Below are 19421 nucleotides of genomic sequence, written 5' to 3' on the forward strand. Positions count from 1 at the left end.
AGAAACGAAGGTGATTCAATGCGCCAGTTCGATCTCGGCATGCTGCGGCGCAGGCGCGTTCTGGGTGCCGATCAATGCAAAGAGGTTCTTCGGATCTGCGGCGGGAGGAATCAGAGAAATCTCTGTGCCAGCGGCGTGCTGCATCGCGAGCGCGTACAGGTAGCGCAGCGCGGAATAGTCTTCGAGCGCGAAGCCGACGGAATCGAAGATCGTGACCTGCGATGCGTGTTCCCGGCCTGCGGCTTCGCCCTTCAGCACGCGCCAGAGTTCTACGACGGGAAAGTCGGCGGGCATCTGCTGGATATCGCCTTCGATACGCGTTTGCGGTTCGTACTCGACCACCACGCGGCCCATGCACAGCACGTCGGCATGCAGTTCGGTCTTGCCGGGGCAATCGCCGCCCACCGCGTTCAGATGCATGCCGGGCTCGATCATGTCCGGCATGAGAATCGTCGCGTACGCCTTGTCGGCGGTCACGGTCGTGACGATATCGGCGCCGCGCACGGCCTCGGCCGTCGATGCTGCGCGCACGACCCGCAGCGCAGGCCAGGCGGACAGATTACGAACGAGCTTGTCGGTTGCGTGCGAATCGACGTCGAACACGCGGATTTCGTCGATGCCGAGTTGCGTGTGAAAGGCGATCGCCTGGAATTCGCTTTGCGCACCGTTGCCGATCAGCGCCATCTTTTTCGAGTCGGGACGCGCGAGCGCTTTGGCCGCGAGCACCGAGGTCGCCGCCGTGCGCAGCGCGGTGGTCAGCGTGAGTTCGGCAAGCAGCAAAGGGTAACCCGTATCGACATCGGCGAGCGCACCGAATGCCATCACCGTGTGAATGCCGCGTTGCGCATTGACGGGGTGGCCGTTGACGTACTTGAAGGCGAACAGCTTCGCATCGGCGACGGGCATCAACTCGATCACGCCGTCGCGCGAATGGCACGCGACGCGCGGCGATTTGTCGAATTCCGCCCAGCGAAGAAAGTCGGCACGCAAGGTGCTGACGAGTTCGTCGATAAAGCGCGGCACGCCGACGCTCGCAACGAGGCGGCTGGTGGCGGGAACATCGAGGAAGCGGGTCATGGTGTTGTCTCCGGTGATGGTCTTGCGGCCTGGACACGCCGCCCGATAGAGACATTATTTCCGCCCGTGAAGCCAACAGAAAGATGGCAAACTTGCCAAAATTGCTTATGTTTTCGGCATTCTGATAGATTGGGCTGGCATTCTGTTCAATTGCAGGTATTGCACATGGCGTAGCAGCCTTATGCTCGAAGCCCGCTCATCGCACCAAAGGTACTGACATGATCAATCTCGACGACGTCGATCGCCAGCTCATCGCCCTGTTGCGCGACGACGCTCGCGCCTCTGTCGTCACGCTCGCGAAGGAGCTAAGAGTCGCGCGCGCAACGGTACAAAACCGGCTGGCCCGGCTGGAAAAGAATGGCGTGATCGTGGGCTATACGGTGCGTCTCAAGCAGGCGGCGGAGAAGCATCGGATCCGTGCGCTGATGTCGATTGCCGTGCATGGCAATCGCGCCGCCGAAGTGATCAAGGTGTTACGCGGGCATCCGAACGTAGCGACGATTCACAGCACTAACGGGCGCTGGGATCTGATCGCCGAACTGCATGCCGATTCGCTGGAGAATTTCGATCGCGTGCTGGGGGCGATTCGCATGATCGATGGGATTGCGAACACCGAGACCAGCATTTTGTTGTCTACTCACAAGGCCTGATGTGAAGCAAAGAAGACCGTATGTATTTTTCTGAGCGGTTGTCTCGTCGGCGGATTGGGCTTCTTTCGTTGAACAGCAATAAAGCAGCAAGCTAAAAATCCTGTGACGAACCTTAAGGATGCGTACCGTCTGTTTCGCTGTCGCACGTCCATGAACTGCGTCGGGCCACTTTAGAACAACGCCCTTTTTCATTCCTATGCCGGTAAAAGTCCGGCCGCCCGGTAGCTCTCGATCAAGGCATCGAAGAGCTTGATATCGGAGCGGCCTCGCGCCATCAGTTGCGCGCCCGCGACCGCGGCGAATATGGCGCGTGCCCGCTTTTTAGCGTCCCTGGGACCGACGATTTCCGCCTCCACGAGCGTCTTGCCGAGCCACGCGACGTTGACGTCAGTAAAAGTCTGGACCTCCTTCTTCACGATGTCGGGCAAGTCGTCATATTCCGCTGTCATGAAGCTGGCCATACACATGCGATTGTCGTTCTCCAGCGCGACGCGAAACGTCCCCGGGTATTTGCGCAGGCGATCGGCCGCATCGGGCGTCTCTGCCGACAGCACTTCCAGCGCCGCCGCCGCATCTTCCCAGTAACGCTTTGCAACTGCGGCGGCGAGGTCAGCCTTGCTTGGGAAATGATGATAGAGGCTCGCAGCCTTGATACCCACTTCTTCCGCGAGGGTACGGAGGTTCAATCCGCCATAGCCGTGCGCCTGCGCAATCTTTGTCGCGACTGCCAGGATTTTGTCACTGGAACTGATACCGGGCTCGTTCGCCACGAATTTCCCCCTCGATGAAGACAAGCAGCCTCGGAATCGTACATCCGGGCAGCTCAAAGCATGTTGACAAGGCGAATTATAGCGCCTAATCTTCGGCCTAACAAACGTTAGGCAGGATTAGTTTCTGACTTTGCCCGTTACTTTCCCGACACTCTGAAAGGCTCCGTTATGTCCACCGAACTCATCTCCCAAGACGCAACCAGGCTCGCTGAACTGATCCGTACCAAAGAAGTTTCGCCGGTAGAGGTCATGCAGGCGCATCTCGACCGCATCAGTGCAGTGGATCCCAAGATCAATGCAATCGTCACGGTTGCCGACGACGCTCTCAACAACGCGAGAGTCGCGGAAGCCGCGGTGATGGCAGGTCAAGAACTTGGGCCGCTGCATGGCGTCCCCTTCACGGCGAAGGACTCCATCGACACCGCCGGCGTGCTGACGCAACGTGCCTCGCCTATCTTCAAGGGCCGCGTGCCCGATACCGATGCAACCAGCGTGGTCCGCATGAAGAAGGCGGGCGGCATCCTGCTCGCGAAAACCAACCATCCCGAATTTTCTTTCTGGATTGAAACCGATAACCTGCTTTCGGGACGCACGAGAAACCCCTGGAATCTGGATCGCACGCCGGGCGGATCGAGCGGTGGGGAATCTGCGGCCGTCGCAGCACTGATGTCGCCGATCGGTCTCGCAACCGATGTCGCAATCTCCGTGCGCGGCCCGGCGGCCCTGACTGGCGTCGTCGGTCTCAAAGCCACGCACGGGCGGATTCCCATGACGGGTATCTGGCCGCGCGTGCCCCGTCGTTTCTGGCACATCGGTCCGATTGCACGGAGCGTTCGCGACATCGCGCTCGCCTATTCGCTGCTGGGAGGTCCTGACGGCGCGGACGGTTTTTCAACGGCCCCGCTCACGTTGGATGCCGGCGTGGGATCCACACCGGGCCGGCCGCTTCGGGTGGGCTTGCTCATCGATGCTTTCGCGCCCGTGGACGCCGACGTCGCGGCTACCGTGCAAGCCTCAGCCGAAGCGCTGCAAGGTTTGGGCGTGACCGTGGAGCCGGTGCGTATTCCCGTGCTCGAACAGATCAACGCGCTCGAGTTGCTCTGGAAACTTCAGGTCATGGAAACGAAGCCTGCCTTTCGGAAGGTGACGGCCGGGCACGAAGACAAGATCTTCAAACACGTCCAGGCGGTCTATGACACGCCGGACACTTCGATCGCCGATTTCGTCGACGCGGAGCAGAAGGCGGAACAACTGCGCGACGGCTTCGCCGAGTACTTCCAGCGCTACGACGCATTGCTCTGCCCGGTGACGCCGGTGCCGGCGCACGCGCACGACGCCGCGGAATTCAACATCGATGGTCAGTCGGTATCTTCGTTGCACGTCATGACTGCAACTGCGCCCCTCAATGTGACCGGGCTTCCGGGCCTGACGCTGCGGTTCGGTACGAGCCGCGAAGGGCTGCCCGTCGGCGTGCAACTCGTAGCACCGTGGTTGGCGGAGTCGACGCTCCTGCACCTCGCCTCGTTGCTGGAAGCGGTGAGTCCCGTGCGTGGTCTTCATCCCGACCTGTCAAACATCTGAGTCGGGCCGCGATCCTTCAACGCTCCAGAGCAGTTTAACCATCGTCAATCATTGGCCGTCGCTTAGCCGACGGCCTCTTTTCCAGAGGTAGCACCATGTCAAAGCAAGCACCACGCCGCGCGTTGATCGTCGTCGATGTACAGAATGAATACATCACAGGTAACTTCCGTATCGAATACCCACCTGTCGCGTCGTCGCTGCCGAATATCGCCAAAGCGATTGACGCCGCCAATGCGCATGGTGTTCCCGTCGTGCTTGTGAAGCATGTCTTGCCCGCTGATGCACCCATATTCGCAGAGGGTAGCGTTGGCGTGGAATTGCATCCTGACGTTGCGGACCGCCCTCACGACTGCGTCATTACCAAAGTCTTGCCAAGCACCTTTTCCGGTGCCGGCTTCGAAGACTGGCTGAAGGAACACAAGATCGATACTTTGACAGTCATCGGCTACATGACGCAAAACTGCAATGACGCCACGATACGCGAAGCCATGCACAAGGGCTTTCGCGTCGAGTTCTTGCCAGATGCGGCGGGTTCGCTGTCATATGAGAACAAGGCGGGCCGCGCGAGCGCGGAGGAGATGCATCGCATCATTACCGTCATTATGGAGTCCACGTATGCGGCAACGATGTCGACCGACGAGTGGGTGGAAAATCTGAATGATCCAGTCCACGTTGCGTGCGACAACATCTACTATTCCAATCTCCGTGCGCACGGAAAGATGTGAAGCAGAAGTGTGTCAACGGGCAGGCGGCGATTGGTTCGCATGTTCATCGTTGGATACTGCTTTGGCATCCGGTCGGAGCGTCGTCTGTGTGAAGAGACATTGTTGGCTATCGACCTGGCTATCGGCTCTTGAAAGACATCACCCCGCGTTCTGAAATCGCATAGCCCGTCCATACCTGTTTACCACCGACGATCTTGTAGCATGCAAGAGTATCCCCGATACGCTCTGCATAGACTGGAAAGTTGCCTGCGTGCTGACGTAGCGCGATGACAATTTCGTTCTTTTTCTTGCGCACAAGGATGCTCCGGTAATCCAGCGCGGCTTGCTGTCGCGCTTGATATACCTCGGGTGTCACCGTTGCGGATCTATCATTTAAATTGACGGTCTTGGCGAGCTTCTTCATTGGTTTGCCGCTTGGAGGGGGCGGCGCGTCGCTGTTGACGCGCACGGCTGCGGGCGCTGCGGCGGGCGTGACGGCGGAATTGGATGCATCCTCCGCCAGGATAGAAACCTTGCTTACCAAGCCATAACGCAGCTTGAATTCTCGCTCCCCCGGCACGGGGTTGGTAACCGGAATCGCGATGTAACCCGCGCCCATGTCAAAACTCTGGGCCAACTTGACACGCGTCATTTTTCCCCGATATTCCATAATCAGGGCATACATCTCTGGCCAGTATGGCCTCATTGTTTTTGCAAACCGGATGAGCGTGAACATCATGCGCTGATCCTCCGGCTCTGACAGAGGCACAAAAGAGAAGTGTGCGTGGTTTTCGTTGTTGTGAACCTGCTCAAAAATCGTCAATTCACCGTTGAGCAGGCTTGCGCTCAGATCGTGGAGTCCCGCGTCGTACTTCGCCTCACGATTCACAAAGTTCGCCGGATCCGCAAACGACTTGCTGTCGATGCCCCGGTCTGCCCAGTAGGCGCCGCTCTTGGGGACACCTCTTTCCGCCGCCCATTTGCGCGCAGCGGCCTCGTGCCCCCTGAATTTTTCGGCGGCGTCCTGTAGCTCCTGGCCAGCAAGCCGCTCCCCGTACGAAGAGTCCTTGAAAAACCTTTGATCCTCTGCGCTCACGTTGAACGTATTGACGTCGCTTAAGCCCAGGCGTTTGTTCACGTTAAGCGCGAAATTGGGATCAAAAGTTCGCACTGACATCCGGCTGCGTCGGAAGGCTACGTTAAATTCGTCTTTCGCCTCCCAGAGCTTGTAGGATTGCCACCAATTCTCGATCAGTGGCCTAACGTCGTTCCAGCTAAGGTTCCTTTTGGCAACCGATGTCAGGCAATTTGAGAGAACTCGACGATGATAGTCAACGCTCACATTGCCTCCCGGTCCAAGAGAGAAAGTTCATCTGCCTAAACCGCGCTATTGTCACCCACCTTGCCTGTTGTGACAGCATGAGCTGTCACTGCAAGAGCGGTGGACTGCGCTGCGATCCGGGGCTTGGTTTGACTGCTTCAAGGAATATAGACGCCGCTCGCCCTTGCTGCCATGATTTTTGGACGTACGCTGTCGCGTGCAGCCAGAAACAATCCTTGAGTTTTTCACAGTCCGCACTCGATAAAGGATCACCCCAGGATAACCAGAAGTTATCGCCCGCGCAGTAGCTTTCATTATTCAACCCCGTCCCGTTTCCCTACATTGTGCGGCAGACGCAATGTAGCTCAGTCAACTGGAAACGAGGAATCACATGAAATTGCTGCGATATGGCGCCCCAGGTCATGAAAAGCCCGGCATTCTCGACCGCCACGGTGCGATACGCGATCTGTCCAGCGTGATCGACGATGTCGCGGGCTCGACGCTGTTGCCCGAATCGCTGGAACGCCTGCGCCAGGTCGATATCGAGTCGCTCCCCATCGTTTCCGCTAAAGAGCGCATTGGCGCCTGCGTGGGTCGCATCGGCAAGTTCATCTGCATCGGGCTGAACTACGCGGACCACGCCGCGGAATCGAATCTGCCCGTACCGAGCGAGCCTGTCGTGTTCGGCAAGTGGACGTCGGCGGTCGTCGGTCCGAATGACGACGTGCGCATTCCGCGCGGCTCGCAAAAGACCGACTGGGAAGTCGAACTGGGCGTCGTGATCGGCAAGGGTGGCACGTATATCGACGAAGCCGATGCGCTCAGCCACGTCGCCGGCTATTGCGTCGTCAACGATGTCTCCGAACGCGAATATCAGATCGAGCGCGGCGGTACCTGGGACAAGGGCAAGGGCTGCGACACGTTCGGCCCGATCGGCCCGTGGCTCGTCACCGCCGACGAAATCCCCGATCCGCAGCGCCTCGCCCTCTGGCTCGAAGTGGACGGCAAGCGTTATCAGAACGGCAACACCAGCACGATGATCTTCAACGTCGCGCAGATCGTCTCGTACCTGAGCCGCTTCATGAGCCTGCAACCAGGCGACGTGATCTCGACGGGCACGCCGCCGGGCGTCGGCATGGGGCACAAGCCCGAGCCCGTCTATCTGCGCGCAGGTCAGACGATGCGCCTCGGCATTGAAGGACTTGGCGAGCAGCAGCAACGCACCGTTGCCGCATAAAGGGAGCGCGCTGATGAACCAGTACGACATCACGCAGCGTGCTGCCGTCATCACGGGCGGCGCGCAAGGCATCGGCTATGCAGTTGCGCAGCGCGCTGTTCGATCTGTCCGGCGGCCGCGCCACGTATTGAGCGTCACGTAATCGCGCCGTAAAGCTCGCCCGCCACCTGCTTCAACGCGCGCACCACTTGCGTCGAAGCGGGCGACAGCAACTGCCCGGTGCGCGTGATGATGCCGAAGTCGTCCATCCGCAGCGGCATGTCGAGCGGCAGGATCGACAGCAGGCCGTGCGCCGCGTAGTAATGCGCGACCTCGGCGGCGAGCACGGCGAGCATGTCGCTTTGCGACAGCAGGCTCGTGACGAACAGCAGTTCCGCGCTTTCGACCACGTTGGACGGCGGCGCGAGGCTTTGACGCTGGAACATCAGCTCGAAGCGATGGCGCAGCACGCTTTGCGCGGGCGGCACGACCCACGATGCGTCGACGACATCCGCCAGCGTCAGCGATTGCGCCGCCAGCAACGGATGACCCGAACGGGCGACGGCGAGCGCCTGTTCTTCAGCGAGAGGCTCGTAGCGCAGATGCAACTTGTCATGTTCAACGGACAGCCGGCCGATCACGAGGTCGAGCTTGTCCTGCGCGAGGCTTTCGAGGAGCACGTTGCTGCTGTCGATCTCGACGCTCACGCTCAAGCCAGGATGATGCTGCTTGACCTGCGCAATCGCGGCGGGCAGCAGGCTGACGGCGGGCGACGTGATCGTGCCGACGGCCACGCGCCCGAGTTGCCCGGACTTCAGCGCGAGCACTTCCTCGCGCGCCTGATCGAGACTGCCGACCACGGAACGCGCGTGGCGAATCATCACCTCGCCGTAGAGCGTAGGCCGCATGCCGCGCGGCATCCGCTCGAACAGCGGCGCATCCAGCATTTCTTCGAGTTCGCGCAGCAGCTTCGACGCGGCGGGCTGCGACATGCTCAGCGCGTCGGCGGCGCGGTGGATATTGCCTTCCTCGTCGAGCGCGACGAGCAGCAGCAGTTGCCGCGTCTTCAGCCGCGTACGGACATACCAGGGGTTCGAATCGAGCATAAGGGTTAATACCAATAATTAAAGCGATATCAGTTCGGTGCCAATTTTCATTAGAAAGATATCAGACCGCTTCGTAGACTTCTCTTTTTCCCCATGATCCGCAACCACCATTCGTCCCTTCTCAAACGGTTGCGCACACATCAGCACTTGTCTTCAGGAAGTCAGCATGTCGGATAAGAAAACGAAGCTGCGCTCGACCCAATGGTTCGGCACGGCCGACAAGAACGGCTTCATGTATCGAAGCTGGATGAAGAATCAGGGCATCCCCGATCACGAATTCGATGGCCGGCCCGTCATCGGCATCTGCAACACGTGGTCGGAACTCACACCGTGCAACGCGCACTTCCGCAAGATCGCCGAGCACGTGAAGCGCGGCATCTACGAAGCAGGCGGCTTCCCCGTCGAATTCCCCGTGTTTTCCAGTGGCGAATCGAATCTGCGCCCCACCGCGATGCTCACGCGCAATCTCGCGGCGATGGATGTCGAAGAAGCGATTCGCGGCAACCCGATCGATGCCGTCGTGCTGCTGACCGGTTGCGACAAGACCACGCCCGCGTTGCTGATGGGCGCGGCGAGTTGCGATGTGCCAGCGATCGTCGTCACGGGCGGGCCGATGCTGAACGGCAAGCTCGACGGCAAGGACATCGGTTCGGGCACGGCCGTGTGGCAGTTGCACGAATCGCTGAAGGCGGGCGAGATCGATCTGCACAAGTTCCTGTCGGCGGAAGCGGGCATGTCGCGCTCGGCGGGCACCTGCAACACGATGGGCACGGCCTCGACGATGGCGTGCATGGCCGAAGCGCTCGGCACGTCGCTGCCGCACAACGCGGCGATTCCCGCTGTCGATGCGCGCCGCTATGTGCTCGCGCACATGTCGGGCATGCGGATCGTCGAGATGGCGCATGAAGGGCTCACGCTGTCGAAGATTCTCACGCGCGAAGCGTTCCTGAACGCGATCCGCGTGAATGCGGCGATTGGCGGTTCGACCAACGCGGTGATTCACCTGAAGGCGATTGCAGGACGCATCGGCGTGCAGCTCGATCTGGACGACTGGGTGCGGATCGGCCGTAACACGCCGACCATCGTCGACCTGATGCCGTCGGGCCGCTTTCTGATGGAAGAGTTCTATTACGCGGGCGGCCTGCCCGCCGTGCTGCGGCGTCTCGGCGAAGCGGATCTGCTGCCGCATCCAGGCGCGCTGACGGTGAACGGTAAGGCGTTATGGCACAACGTGATGGATGCGCCCATCTACAACGACGAAGTGATCCGTCCGCTCGACAAGCCGCTCGTGAAGGACGGCGGCATCCGCGTGCTGCGCGGCAATCTCGCGCCGCGCGGCGCGGTGCTGAAGCCGTCGGCGGCGACGCCTGAATTGCTCAAGCATCGCGGCCGTGCAGTCGTGTTCGAGAACTTCGAGCATTACAAGGCGCGCATCGTCGATGAAACGCTCGACGTCGACGCGAACTCCGTGCTCGTGATGAAGAACTGCGGACCGAAGGGTTATCCGGGCATGGCCGAAGTCGGCAACATGGGTTTGCCGCCGAAGCTGTTGCGTCAGGGCGTGAAGGACATGGTGCGCATTTCTGATGCACGGATGAGCGGCACGGCATACGGCACGGTCGTATTGCACGTGACGCCGGAAGCGGCAGATGGCGGCCCGCTCGCCGCCGTGCAGGACGGCGACTGGATCGAACTGGATTGCGATGCGGGCACATTGCGTGTCGATATCAGCGACGAAGAACTGGCGCGCCGACTCGAAAGCCACACGCCGCCCGAGATGCCCGCCGGCGGCGGCTATCAGCGGCTGTATATCGATCACGTATTGCAGGCGGACGAGGGTTGCGATCTGGACTTCCTCGTCGGTTGCCGGGGCGCAGACGTGCCACGCCATTCACATTGAGGAGAGAGCGAATGAACCTGACAGGTGAACTGCTGATTGGCGCAAGCGCGCGGCGCGGACAAGGCGCCGGGTTTCATGCCGTCGATGCCGCAACGGAACAGGCGCTGCAAGCGCCGACGTACTACAGCGCGAAATCAGGCGATGTAGACGAAGCGTGCGCGTTGGCCGAAAGCGCATTCGACGCCTACCGTACGCTGCCCGCCGAACGCCGCGCGCGTTTTCTCGACGATATCGCCGCGTGCATCGAAGCACTCGGCGATGCGCTGATCGAACGCGCGATGAGCGAATCGGGCTTGCCGAAAGCGCGTCTCGAAGGCGAGCGCGCGCGCACGGCGAACCAGTTGCGCATGTTCGCAACGCTCGTGCGCAGCGGCGACGCGCTCGATGCGCGCATCGAACCCGCGTTGCCCGAACGCCAACCGCCGCGCACCGATCTGCGCTTTCAGCGTATCGGCGTTGGTCCCGTTGCCGTGTTCGGTGCGAGCAATTTTCCGCTCGCGTTTTCGGTCGCGGGTGGCGATACGGCGGCCGCGCTCGCAGCGGGTTGCCCTGTTGTCGTGAAGGCGCATCCGGCGCATCCGGGCACGTCGGAACTCGTGGGCCGCGCGATTCAGGACGCCGTGCGTCACGCGGAACTGCCTGAAGGCGTGTTCTCAATGCTGTTCGACGCGGGCCATGAAGTCGGCGCGGCGCTCGTCGCGCACCCGTCGATCAAGGCCGTGGGCTTCACGGGTTCGCGTGCAGGCGGACGCGCGCTGATGGCGATTGCCAACGCGCGCGCGGAGCCGATCCCCGTCTACGCGGAAATGAGCAGCGTGAACCCGAACCTGCTAATGCCTGCTGCGCTGGCCTCGCGCGCCGAGACGCTGGCGCGCGATTTCGTTGCATCGGTGACGCTGGGTTGTGGGCAGTTCTGTACGAATCCGGGCTTGATGCTCGGCGTCGCAGGCGAAGGCTTCGAGGGTTTCGCTGCAACCGCCGCGCAAAGCGTTGATGGCGTGCAAGCGGGCGTGATGCTCACGGGCGGCATTCTGCGCGCTTACGAGGCAGGCATCGAACGGTTCGCGGCGAATCCCGCTGTGACGACGCTGGCGCGCGGCAAGGCGCCCGAAGCGGGCAGCCGGCGCGCGCAAGCGGTGTTGTTCCGCGTGAGTGCGAAGAGTCTGATCGCGGATCACACGCTGGCCGACGAAGTGTTTGGTCCGTGCAGCGTGCTGGTCGAATGCGCCGACGCTGATGAGTTGCGCACGGTGTTGAACCGTATCGAAGGGCAACTGACGATTACGCTGCATCTCGACGACGCCGATCAACCCGCCGCGCAAGCGTTGCTGCCGATTCTCGAACGCAAAGCGGGCCGCATTCTCGCGAACGGCTTTCCGACGGGCGTTGAAGTCTGTGACGCGATGGTGCATGGCGGCCCGTTCCCCGCGACATCCGATGGGCGCAGCACGTCCGTCGGTACGGCGGCGATCGAGCGTTACATGCGGCCTGTCTGTTATCAGAACTTGCCTGCCGCGCTGTTGCCTGAAGCGTTGCGCGATGCGAATCCGCTTGGCGTGCATCGACGGTTCGCCGGGCGGCATGAGCGAACGGCTGGTTAAGAACGCTATACCTCGACGCAGAACATAACGACATAGCTTTGCATGGGACCAGAGTAAGGAGCTGAAGCTCCAACTCTGGTCGACAGCTTTGCATGGGACCAGAGTAGGAGCTAAAGCTCCAACTCTGGTCGAAGCTTTGCATGGGACCAGAGTAAGGAGCTGAAGCTCCAACTCTGGTCGACAGGAGACATAGCAATGACTACACCCTACGCCAGCGCGCAGCAGGCCGCGCCCGCAGTCGATGCGGGAACGGGCGCGGCGCTCGCCGACGAACAGCGGATCATGAATCTGCTGGTTCGCCGGCTGATTCCGTTTCTCGCGCTGATTTACGTCGTCGCGTACATCGACCGCTCCGTGGTCGGCTTCGCGAAGCTGCACATGAACGCGGCCGTCGGCATTAGCGACGCGTCCTATGGCCTCGGCGCGGGGCTATTCTTCATCGGCTATTTTCTGTGCGAAGTGCCGAGCAACCTCGCGCTCGAACGCTTCGGCGCACGCGTATGGTTCGCGCGGATTCTGTTCACGTGGGGCGTCATCACGATGCTGATGTCGCTCGTCAGCGGTCCGACGAGCTTCTACGTGCTGCGCTTTCTGCTCGGCGCGGCGGAAGCGGGCCTGTACCCGGGTATTCTGTACTTCCTCACGAAGTGGTTTCCGATGCGGCATCGCGCGCGCATCATCGGCTTGCTGGTACTCGCGCAACCGCTTGCGGGGATTGTGACGGGACCGGTCGCGGGCTTCGTGCTGTCGACGCACGGCGTATTCGGCCTGTCGAACTGGCAGACGCTGTTCGTGCTGAGCGGCTTGCCCGCCGTGCTGCTGTGCGTGCCGACCTTGCGCGTGCTGCCCGAGTCGCCCGCGAATGCGAAGTGGCTTGCGGCGTCGGACCGCGCGTGGATCGAACGCGAACTCGCCGCCGATAGCGCGTCGTATGGATTGCAGTCGCACGGCAATCCGCTTGCGGCGCTGAAGGACAAACGCGTGTTGCTGCTCGCGCTGCTGTTTCTGCCGTTTCCGTTGAGCATCTACGGGTTGTCGTTGTGGCTGCCGACGATTATCAAGGCTTTCGGCGTCACCGATGCCGTGACAGGCCTGCTGTCCGCCGTTCCGTATCTGTTCGCGGTGGTGGGACTGTGTGTCGTGCCGCGTCATTCGGATCGCAAGCGTGAACGGTACTGGCATATCGTCGTTGTGTCCGGCGTTGCGGCGATTACGATGGCGTTGAGCGCATGGACGCACACGCCCGCGCTGCAATTCCTGTTTATCTGCCTGACGGCGTTCTCGCTGTATTCGATTCAGGCCGTAGTGTGGGCGTTGCCCGGTCAGTTTCTGTCGGGTGCGCGCGCGGCTGTCGGCATCGCGACGATCAATTCGCTCGCGAATCTGGGCGGCTACGTCGGGCCCTACGGCATCGGTCTGATCAAGGATGCGACGGGCAGCCTCGCGTCTGGCCTGTACTTCCTGTCCGCGACGCTGCTGTTCGCCGTCGTGATTACGTTCGTCGTGCGGGCGTCGTTGCCCGAACCGAAGGCGCATGCGCGCTGATGCGCATGTGACCCGTTCAAAACATTTATAGCGGAGCCCAAGTCATGACCTCACAACGCACTCCACGTTATCGCGGCATCTTCCCTGTGGTGCCGACCACCTTCACCGAAACGGGCGCGCTCGATCTGGAAAGCCAGAAGCGCGTCGTCGATTTCATGATTGACGCGGGCTCGGACGGCCTGTGCATTCTCGCGAACTTCTCGGAGCAGTTCGCACTGTCCGACGACGAACGCGAAACGCTCACGCGCGTGATGCTCGAACACGTTGCGGGCCGCGTGCCCGTCATCGTGACGACGAGCCACTACAGCAGCGCCGTGTGCGTCGAGCGCAGCCGCCGGGCGCAGGAGCAGGGCGCATCGATGGTGATGGTGATGCCGCCGTATCACGGCGCGACGTTCCGCGTGCCCGAGACGCAGATCTACGAGTTCTACGCGCGGCTGTCGGACGGCATCGATATTCCGATCATGATTCAGGATGCGCCCGCGAGCGGCACGGTGCTGTCGGCAGCATTTCTTGCGCGGATGGCGCGTGAGCTTGAACAGGTGTCGTACTTCAAGATCGAGACGCCGGGCGCGGCTGCGAAGCTGCGCGAGTTGATCCGCCTTGGCGGCGACGCCGTGGAAGGTCCGTGGGACGGTGAAGAGGCGATCACGCTGTTCGCGGATCTCAACGCGGGCGCGACGGGCTCGATGACGGGCGGCGGCTATCCCGACGGTATTCGCCCGATTCTCGAAGCGTTCCGCGAAGGCAAACGTGATGAAGCGTTTGCGCAGTATCAGCGCTGGTTGCCGCTGATCAATCATGAGAACCGTCAGACGGGGCTGCTCGCGGCGAAGGCGCTGATGAAAGAGGGTGGTGTGATCGCATGCGAGGCCCCGCGGCATCCGCTGCCGGCGATGCATGCCGATACGCGGGCTGAGCTGATTGATATTGCGCGGAGGCTTGATCCGTTGGTGTTGCGGTGGGGGAAGTGATGGGTTAGCGCGTTAGCGGCGGCCGGTGTGTTTGCCCTTGCGCTGGCATCCGCGTTACGGTGTTTGCCGTTCAAGCGGTTTGGTTGTTTTGCCTTTGCGCTGGCATCCGCGCTTTGCCTTCGTGCTTCAAGCGTCGCCCCTGTGCGGGGCGGCACCTACTTTTCTTTGCCGCCGCAAAGAAAAGTAGGCAAAAGAAAGCGGCTAACACCGCCAATCCTTGTTCCCGCCTGAGGGCCCCCAACCGGTCCCTCACTTCACACGGCAACCTTCCTGTTCGCGCTCGTTGCCAACGCACTTGCAGTGCGCCTCACCCGCTTCACGCACCCACAATCCGGCATGCCGTGCCAGATAGTCCACCGCCGCCCAGGTGGCAAACTGTGTGTAGGCCGTAGTACCGCACGCACCTCACTCCAGACCGATAACGCACGCGTCCCACCCCGTAAGAGCGCTACCCTATACGCCGCGACGACCTACACACAGTTTGCCACCTGGGCGGCACATGCCGTTCGCTGCTGCTAACACGTGTACGGGTGTGTGAGGTGGGTGAGGCGTTCATTCAAAGCGTTGGCAGCTAACATCAAATCAGGGCGTTGCCGTGTGAAGCGTAGGACCCTGTGGGGGCCCTCAGGCAAACACAAGAACTGGCGGTGTTAGCCGCTTTCTTTTGCCTACTTTTCTTTGCGGCGGCAAAGAAAAGTAGGTGCCGCCCCGCACAGGGGCGACGCTTGAAGCACGCTAACAAATCGCGGATGCCAGCGAAAAGGCAAACACACTGGGCGACGCGTGAACGGCAAACACCGTAACGCGGATGCCAGTGCAAAGGCAAACACACCAACCGGCAACGCCCGCACCGCGAAGGCAAAATGCGGATGCCAGCGAAGTAGCAAACCGCGGATGCCGTCGCAAGACCAAACCCGAATGCCAACGAATACCCCGGCTTAGCGTCGCAGACAAATCACCCAGGCACCCGAACCCACCCTTCCATCAAAACCCGAGCACTCCGGCTCATAACAGCCTTCTTAACGGCCCACTCGCCGTCCTCGAGCGTAGCCAGCGCACCAACCCGCAAAGTCCCCGAAGGATGCCCGAAGCGCACAGCTTCGCGCTCGCCACCGCCAGCGGCAAGATTCACCAGCGTGCCAGGAATAGCCGCTGCCGTGCCAATAGCAACAGCCGCCGTCCCCATCATCGCGTGATGAAGCTTCCCCATCGACATAGCGCGCACGAGCAGATCGACATCATCAGCAGCAACAGCCTTGCCGCTCGAAGCGACATAACCAGAAGGCCCAGCCACAAACGCCACCTTAGGCGTATGCTGCCGCGTCGCGATCTCATCGAGACTCTTGATCAGCCCCATCCGCAGCGCCCCATGCGCACGAATGGTCTCGAACTTCTTCAGCGCCGCGTCGTCGCTATTGATGGCGTCCTGCAACTCCGTACCCGTATAACCAATCGCTTCGGCATTAACGAAGATGGTCGGAATACCAGCATTGATCATCGTCGCCTTGAGCGTGCCGACGCCAGGCACCTCCAGATCATCGACGACATTACCCGTCGGGAACATTGCACCTTCCGCACCTTCTTCTTCCGCAGCAGGGTCCAGAAACTCGAGCCGCACTTCCGCAGCAGGAAAAGTCACGCCATCGAGCTCGAAGTCCCCTGTCTCCTGCACGGAGCCATTAGAAACAGGCACATGCGCAATGATCGTCTTGCCAATGTTCGCCTGCCAGATCCGCACGACAGCAACACCGTTATCCGGCACACGTTCAGGATCGACAAGTCCACCCGAAATCGCAAACGGTCCCACAGCCGCCGACAGATTCCCGCAATTCCCACTCCAGTCGACAAACGGCTTATCGATCGATACCTGACCGAACAGATAATCCACATCATGATCCGGCTTGCTGCTCTTCGCGACGATCACCGTCTTGCTGGTGCTCGACGTCGCGCCGCCCATGCCGTCGATCTGCTTGCCATAAGGATCAGGGCTGCCGATCACGCGCAGCAGCAACGCGTCGCGCGCGGTGCCCGGCACTTGCGCCGCTTCGGGCAAATCCTTCAAGCGAAAGAACACGCCTTTGCTGGTGCCGCCGCGCATATACGTGGCGGGAATCTTGATCTGAGGTGCGTGTGCCATGTGTTGTGATCCTGTTGAATCTGATGACGATCCGTCTCAGGCCGCTGCCTTCGACGACTCCAGGAAGTCTTGCGCAAAGCGCTGCAGCACGCCGCCCGCTTCGTAAATCGACACTTCTTCCGCGGTATCGAGACGACACGTGACGGGCACTTCAACGCGCTCGCCGTTCTTGCGATGAATCACCAGCGTCAAATCCGCGCGCGGCTTGCGCTCGCCGATCACGTCATACGTCTCCGTCCCGTCGATACCCAGCGCGAGCCGGTTCACGCCCGGCTTGAACTCGAGCGGCAGCACACCCATGCCGATCAGGTTCGTGCGGTGAATGCGCTCGAAGCCTTCCGCCACGATCGCCTCGACACCCGCGAGCCGCACGCCTTTCGCCGCCCAGTCGCGCGACGAGCCCTGGCCATAGTCCGCGCCCGCGATGATGATGAGCGGCTGCTTGCGGTCCATGTAGGTTTCGATGGCTTCCCACATGCGCGTGACCTTGCCTTCCGGCTCGATGCGTGCCAGCGATCCCTTCTTCACCTGTCCATCCACGACAGCCATTTCATTGGCCAGCGTCGGATTGGCGAACGTCGCGCGTTGCGCGGTGAGGTGATCGCCGCGATGTGTCGCGTAAGAGTTGAAGTCCTCTTCGGGCAAGCCCATTTTCGTGAGGTATTCGCCCGCTGCGCTGTTCGCAAGAATCGCGTTTGACGGCGACAGGTGGTCCGTCGTGATGTTGTCGCCGAGCACGGCGAGCGGGCGCATGCCCTGCAACGTGCGCTCGCCAGCCAGCGCGCCCTCCCAATACGGCGGACGGCGAATGTACGTGCTTTGCGCGCGCCAGTCGTAGAGCGGGCTGATCGGTTCGCCGCTCGCGGCCGTCACGGCGAACATCGGCTCGTAGACCTTGCGGAACTGCTCCGGCTTCACGCTCTGCCTGACGATCTCGTCGATCTCTTCGTCGCTCGGCCAGATGTCCTTCAGATAAACCGGCTTGCCGTCTTTGTCGGTGCCGAGCACATCGCGCTCGATATCGAAGCGGATCGTCCCCGCAATCGCATACGCGACGACGAGCGGCGGCGACGCGAGAAACGCCTGCTTCGCATACGGATGAATGCGGCCATCGAAGTTGCGGTTGCCCGACAGCACGGCCGTCGCGTACAGATCGCGATCAATGATCTCCTGCTGGATCTTCGGATCGAGTGCGCCCGACATGCCGTTGCACGTCGTACACGCAAACGCGACGATACCGAAGCCGAGCTTCTCCAGATCGGGCAGCAGGTTTGCTTCCTGCAAATACAGTTCGACGGCCTTCGATCCCGGCGCCAGCGATGACTTTACCCACGGCTTGCGCGTCAAACCGCGAGCATTCGCATTGCGCGCGATCAACGCCGCAGCGATAACGTTGCGCGGATTGCTCGTGTTCGTGCAACTCGTGATTGCCGCGATGATCACAGCGCCATCGGGCATTTGCCCCGGCACGTCCTCCCACTTGCCGGCGATGCCGCGTTCTGCGAGATCAGACGTCGGCAGGCGTTTGTGCGGATTCGACGGACCCGCCATGTTGCGCACGACCGTCGACAGATCGAACCTGAGCACGCGCTCATATTCGGCGTTCTTGAGCGAATCGGCCCACAAACCAGCCGCTTTCGCATACGTTTCAACGAGCTTCACTTGCGCGTCGTCGCGGCCCGTAAGGCGCAGATAGTCGATGGTCTGTTCGTCGATGAAGAACATCGCGGCCGTCGCGCCGTATTCGGGCGCCATGTTGGAGATCGTCGCGCGGTCGCCGAGCGTGAGGCTCGATGCACCCTCGCCGCGGAACTCCAGATACGCGCCGACTACTTTTTCTTTACGCAGGAATTCCGTCAATGCGAGCACGATATCGGTTGCGGTGATACCCGGCTGACGTTTGCCCGACAGCTCGACGCCGACGATATCCGGCAAGCGCATCCACGATGCGCGGCCCAACATCACGTTTTCCGCTTCCAGGCCGCCGACGCCCACGGCAATCACGCCAAGCGCATCGACGTGTGGCGTGTGACTGTCCGTGCCGACGAGCGTATCGGGATACGCGACGCCATCGGCAGCATGAATGACCGGCGACATCCGCTCCAGATTGATCTGGTGCATGATGCCGTTGCCCGGCGGAATCACCTCGACGTTCTTGAATGCCTTCTTGGTCCAGTTGATGAAGTCGAAGCGGTCTTCGTTGCGCCGGTCTTCGATTGCACGGTTCTTCGCGAACGCATCGGGGTCGAAGCCGCCACACTCGACAGCGAGCGAGTGATCGACGATCAACTGAACGGGTACAACGGGGTTCACCTTGGCCGGGTCGCCGCCCTGATCGGCGATCGCATCGCGCAGTCCGGCGAGATCGACGAGCGCTGTCTGACCGAGAATGTCATGACACACGACGCGCGCCGGAAACCACGGAAAATCCAGTTCGCGCTTGCGGTCGATCAATTGCCGCAGCGAATCGGTCAGCGTCGCGGGATCGCAGCGGCGCACGAGGTTCTCGGCGTGTACGCGCGACGTGTACGGCAGCTTGTCATAAGCGCCTGGCTGGATCGCGTCGATCGCGGCGCGCGTGTCGAAGTAATCCAGCGAAGTGCCGGGCAGCGGTTTGCGGTGTGCAGTATTCATGGCGTAGGGACACATGCGATATTGATCGTGAGCCCGCGTGCGATGCCGTGTCGCGGCTTCGGCACACATGGCTCCGTGTGGTGGCCGGCTTGCCGTCCACGTGTTTCTTGCGAAGTGTAGCGCTTCAGCGGGCGCCGGGTGTAGCGGCGCAAACTTAAAAGGCGCATAAAAAGCAGCCTTGGCTCGCGGGTATGCCGAACCAAGG

General features: G+C 61.2%; 14 protein-coding genes and 1 pseudogene. 9 read left to right on the forward strand and 6 right to left on the reverse strand.

Translation table 11 applies throughout. The annotated features are described in order from the left end of the window. Positions 1-15: 15 nt before the first annotated feature. A complete protein-coding gene (locus tag C2L65_RS31300; RefSeq protein WP_042306742.1) occupies positions 16-1077 on the reverse strand; it encodes an ornithine cyclodeaminase in 1062 nt (353 codons plus the stop codon). A 218-nt stretch (positions 1078-1295) separates the two neighbouring features. On the opposite strand from C2L65_RS31300, the gene C2L65_RS31305 reads away from it, so the two are divergent. After that, positions 1296-1727, forward strand: coding sequence for an Lrp/AsnC family transcriptional regulator (locus C2L65_RS31305; RefSeq protein ID WP_042306744.1), 432 nt, complete (start codon positions 1296-1298; stop codon positions 1725-1727). Between the two features lie 194 nt (positions 1728-1921). On the opposite strand, the gene C2L65_RS31310 is transcribed toward C2L65_RS31305, so the two are convergent. Further along, complete coding sequence (locus tag C2L65_RS31310; RefSeq protein WP_042306746.1) at positions 1922-2497, reverse strand: TetR/AcrR family transcriptional regulator; 576 nt, start codon at positions 2495-2497, stop codon at positions 1922-1924. A 168-nt stretch (positions 2498-2665) separates the two neighbouring features. Between C2L65_RS31310 and C2L65_RS31315 the strand changes: the two genes are divergently transcribed. Further along, on the forward strand, positions 2666-4078 hold the full coding sequence (locus C2L65_RS31315) for an amidase (protein WP_042306748.1): 1413 nt from the start codon (positions 2666-2668) through the stop codon (positions 4076-4078). A 95-nt stretch (positions 4079-4173) separates the two neighbouring features. Continuing rightward, positions 4174-4803, forward strand: coding sequence for a cysteine hydrolase family protein (locus C2L65_RS31320; protein WP_042306749.1), 630 nt, complete (start codon positions 4174-4176; stop codon positions 4801-4803). A gap of 118 nt (positions 4804-4921) precedes the next feature. Here C2L65_RS31320 and C2L65_RS31325 read toward each other — a convergent pair whose 3' ends face one another. Beyond that, a complete protein-coding gene (locus C2L65_RS31325; RefSeq protein ID WP_156132279.1) occupies positions 4922-6124 on the reverse strand; it encodes a hypothetical protein in 1203 nt (400 codons plus the stop codon). Between the two features lie 370 nt (positions 6125-6494). Between C2L65_RS31325 and C2L65_RS31330 the strand changes: the two genes are divergently transcribed. Together C2L65_RS31330 and C2L65_RS31335 are read left to right on the forward strand one after the other, a co-directional pair. Continuing rightward, a complete protein-coding gene (locus C2L65_RS31330) occupies positions 6495-7340 on the forward strand; it encodes an ureidoglycolate lyase (RefSeq protein ID WP_042306753.1) in 846 nt (281 codons plus the stop codon). A gap of 13 nt (positions 7341-7353) precedes the next feature. Next, positions 7354-7446, forward strand: a pseudogene (locus tag C2L65_RS31335) (short-chain dehydrogenase); the annotation flags it as partial. 28 nt (positions 7447-7474) lie between these two features. On the opposite strand, the gene C2L65_RS31340 reads toward C2L65_RS31335, so the two are convergent. Next, positions 7475-8425 carry a LysR family transcriptional regulator gene (locus C2L65_RS31340; protein WP_007589404.1) on the reverse strand — a complete coding sequence of 317 codons (951 nt, stop codon included), beginning with the start codon at positions 8423-8425 and terminating at the stop codon, positions 7475-7477. A gap of 166 nt (positions 8426-8591) precedes the next feature. Here C2L65_RS31340 and C2L65_RS31345 point away from each other — a divergent pair, with 166 nt between their 5' ends. From C2L65_RS31345 to C2L65_RS31360, 4 genes are all read left to right on the forward strand, one after another. Then, on the forward strand, positions 8592-10325 hold the full coding sequence (locus C2L65_RS31345) for an IlvD/Edd family dehydratase (protein WP_042306757.1): 1734 nt from the start codon (positions 8592-8594) through the stop codon (positions 10323-10325). A gap of 11 nt (positions 10326-10336) precedes the next feature. Then, positions 10337-11926 (forward strand): aldehyde dehydrogenase (NADP(+)), encoded by a 1590-nt coding sequence (locus C2L65_RS31350; RefSeq protein ID WP_042306759.1) that lies wholly within the window; start codon positions 10337-10339, stop codon positions 11924-11926. A gap of 195 nt (positions 11927-12121) precedes the next feature. Beyond that, entirely contained in the window at positions 12122-13471 is a 1350-nt protein-coding gene (locus C2L65_RS31355; RefSeq protein ID WP_042306760.1) for an MFS transporter, read from the forward strand. A gap of 44 nt (positions 13472-13515) precedes the next feature. Then, positions 13516-14445: a dihydrodipicolinate synthase family protein gene (locus tag C2L65_RS31360; protein WP_042306762.1), complete on the forward strand. Its 930-nt coding sequence runs from the start codon at positions 13516-13518 to the stop codon at positions 14443-14445. 955 nt (positions 14446-15400) lie between these two features. Here the strand turns inward: C2L65_RS31360 and prpF are convergent. Then, a complete protein-coding gene (gene prpF, locus C2L65_RS31365) occupies positions 15401-16582 on the reverse strand; it encodes a 2-methylaconitate cis-trans isomerase PrpF (protein ID WP_042317309.1) in 1182 nt (393 codons plus the stop codon). Positions 16583-16618: 36 nt separating this feature from the next. Next, positions 16619-19216: a Fe/S-dependent 2-methylisocitrate dehydratase AcnD gene (gene acnD / locus C2L65_RS31370; RefSeq protein ID WP_042317307.1), complete on the reverse strand. Its 2598-nt coding sequence runs from the start codon at positions 19214-19216 to the stop codon at positions 16619-16621. Positions 19217-19421: the final 205 nt, after the last annotated feature.

The sequence above is a fragment of the Paraburkholderia terrae genome (assembly GCF_002902925.1).
Lineage (GTDB): Bacteria > Pseudomonadota > Gammaproteobacteria > Burkholderiales > Burkholderiaceae > Paraburkholderia > Paraburkholderia terrae.

Coding starts and splice junctions, on each gene's coding strand:
- C2L65_RS31300 (WP_042306742.1), bottom strand. CDS start 1,077: ATGACCCGCTTCCTCGATGTTCCCGCCACCAGCCGCCTCGTTGCGAGC.
- C2L65_RS31305 (WP_042306744.1), top strand. CDS start 1,296: ATGATCAATCTCGACGACGTCGATCGCCAGCTCATCGCCCTGTTGCGC.
- C2L65_RS31315 (WP_042306748.1), top strand. CDS start 2,666: ATGTCCACCGAACTCATCTCCCAAGACGCAACCAGGCTCGCTGAACTG.
- C2L65_RS31320 (WP_042306749.1), top strand. CDS start 4,174: ATGTCAAAGCAAGCACCACGCCGCGCGTTGATCGTCGTCGATGTACAG.
- C2L65_RS31330 (WP_042306753.1), top strand. CDS start 6,495: ATGAAATTGCTGCGATATGGCGCCCCAGGTCATGAAAAGCCCGGCATT.
- C2L65_RS31340 (WP_007589404.1), bottom strand. CDS start 8,425: ATGCTCGATTCGAACCCCTGGTATGTCCGTACGCGGCTGAAGACGCGG.
- C2L65_RS31345 (WP_042306757.1), top strand. CDS start 8,592: ATGTCGGATAAGAAAACGAAGCTGCGCTCGACCCAATGGTTCGGCACG.
- C2L65_RS31350 (WP_042306759.1), top strand. CDS start 10,337: ATGAACCTGACAGGTGAACTGCTGATTGGCGCAAGCGCGCGGCGCGGA.
- C2L65_RS31355 (WP_042306760.1), top strand. CDS start 12,122: ATGACTACACCCTACGCCAGCGCGCAGCAGGCCGCGCCCGCAGTCGAT.
- C2L65_RS31360 (WP_042306762.1), top strand. CDS start 13,516: ATGACCTCACAACGCACTCCACGTTATCGCGGCATCTTCCCTGTGGTG.
- prpF (WP_042317309.1), bottom strand. CDS start 16,582: ATGGCACACGCACCTCAGATCAAGATTCCCGCCACGTATATGCGCGGC.
- acnD (WP_042317307.1), bottom strand. CDS start 19,216: ATGAATACTGCACACCGCAAACCGCTGCCCGGCACTTCGCTGGATTAC.